Annotated in this window: 1 protein-coding gene; it reads left to right on the forward strand. The window is 65.6% G+C overall.

The window, feature by feature from the left end:
- The first annotated feature begins 609 nt into the window (after positions 1 to 609).
- Positions 610 to 2,046 (forward strand): group II intron reverse transcriptase/maturase, encoded by a 1,437-nt coding sequence (gene ltrA / locus ACH34R_RS44050; RefSeq protein WP_397567610.1) that lies wholly within the window; start codon positions 610 to 612, stop codon positions 2,044 to 2,046.
- Positions 2,047 to 2,185: the final 139 nt, after the last annotated feature.

The following is a 2,185-nucleotide window of genomic DNA, read 5'->3' on the forward strand; positions in this document are numbered from 1 at the left end:
GTGCGCCACGAGGCGCTGCAAGACCGGGTCGGGGTGAAAGACCCCGACCTGCGGCCAGTCGCAGCTGGCTGCTGAAGCTGAGGACAGCCCGAACCGGGAGACGCCGGGGAGGGCGGGAGCAGTCCTGACAACGCCGGGACGGTCTGGCATCACCAGACGGGCCGGGTCCGGCAAGCAACGCGGAAAGGTGTACGAGAGGAACCGGTGTATGAGGCTCCGTAAGCGATGTGCCAGCTCAAACCTGGTGGATATGGGCTGGTCTGCAGTGCGTGACCCCGGCGGGCAGCCGTCGGTGTGGTCAACTCCGACGTCGAACTGTATTCGTCGACCAGGAGGCCGGTGGGAAAGCCTGCGGCGTACCACTGGCGATGCTGCCGGGGCAGAGTCGGGCACCTCCTCCGCGAACCGGTCTCGCAGTGAACGTGGGAACCACCCGTGGCCGCCCTTCCCCCTCACCCGCCAGGTGCGGGGCGGGCAGGCACGTCGTCGGCTGATGGCCACGAGGTGGGGCGGAGGCCCCGTAGTAGTCCGAGCGCGGGAAAGCCGCGCACATGGCGAAGGGGGCCAGCAAGTCAGCAGCCGAAGCACTGGAATGCCAGGAGGCCGCCGGTGAATACCGACGATTCGGAGCCGGCCCTTTACCGGGCTCGCGATCGGGTACTGGAGATCCAGGCCAAGCTGCACCGCTGGGCAAAGCAAGATTCTCATCGACGGTTCGATGATCTGTTCAATCTCGTCACCGACCCGGCGTTCCTTCTGGTCGCCTGGGATCGGGTGCGGGGCAACAAGGGAGCCAAGACCGCCGGAGTGGACGGTCACACCGCGGTATCGGTCGTGCGGTGGACCGGGGTCGAGGAGTACCTCGACCGGCTGCGGACCTGCCTGAAGGACCGTGGTTTCCAGCCGGTACCCGTCCGGGAGCGGATGATTCCCAAGGCAAACGGCAAGCTCCGCCGCCTGGGCATCGCCACGATCACGGATCGGGTGGTCCAGGCTTCCTTGAAGCTGGTGTTGGAGCCGATTTTCGAGGCGGATTTCCTTCCGTGTTCCTACGGGTTCCGTCCGAATCGCCGGGCTCACGACGCGGTGGCCGAGGTGCGCTACCTATCCTCCCGCACGTTTCGGTGGGTGATAGAGGGCGACATCAAGGCATGTTTCGACGAGATCTCGCATCCCGCCCTCATGGGACGGGTGCGGGTTCGAATCGGAGACAAACGCGTCCTGGCTCTGGTGAAGGCGTTCTTGAAGGCGGGCATCCTCGATGAGGAACGCATGCTGCGCAAGACCGACGCCGGTACCCCGCAGGGTTCGATCTTGTCGCCGCTGTTGAGCAACATGGCCTTGTCGGTTCTGGACGAACACTTCGCCCAGGCCCCCGGCGGCCCGATCAACACCCGGTGGGAGAGGGACAAGCGCCGCGCCAACGGTCTTGCGAACTTCCGGCTGGTCCGGTACGCGGATGACTGGTGCCTGATGGTCTCAGGCGCCCGGCACGACGCCGAGGCCCTCTGCCTGGAGGCGGAGAAGGTCCTGGCGACGATGGGCCTGCGCCTGTCGCCGGACAAGACCCTGATCACCCATATCGACGAAGGCCTGGACTTCCTCGGCTGGCACATCCAGCGCCACCACAAGAAGGGCACCCAGGACCGGTACTACGTCTACACCTATCCCTCGAAGAAGGCCCTGGCCTCCATCAAGGACAAGGTCAAGACCTTGTGCCGGCAGACCACGAACCAACCACTGGCCGACCTGCTCATCCCACTGAATCGGATGTTGCGGGGCTGGTGCGCCTACTTCCAGCCCGGGGTGTCCTTCGCGACCTTCCAGTACCTGCGTGCTTTCGTCTGGGAGCACGTGTGGGCCTGGATCCGCCGCAAGCACCCCAAGAGCAACTGGAAGGAACTCCGCCGCCGCTACTGCGGGGGTGGCTGGTGGCCCAGCGACGGAGAGGTGACCTTGTTCAACCCCGGTGCAGCGGGCACGACCCGCTACCGCTACCGGGGCGCGGCGATCCCCAATCCGTGGACCAGCGGGACAACCCGATGAGAAACGCCATGCCCGAACGGGACTTGCGGAGAGCCGGATGCTCAGAAATGGGCACGTCCGGTTCGGGAAGCGGTCCGGAGAAACCCACCGGTGGAAACACTGGCAGGGCGCTCCGGGCCGACTTTCACCACAACTTCCT

This window comes from Spongiactinospora sp. 9N601, assembly GCF_044326295.1.
GTDB lineage: Bacteria > Actinomycetota > Actinomycetes > Streptosporangiales > Streptosporangiaceae > Spongiactinospora > Spongiactinospora gelatinilytica.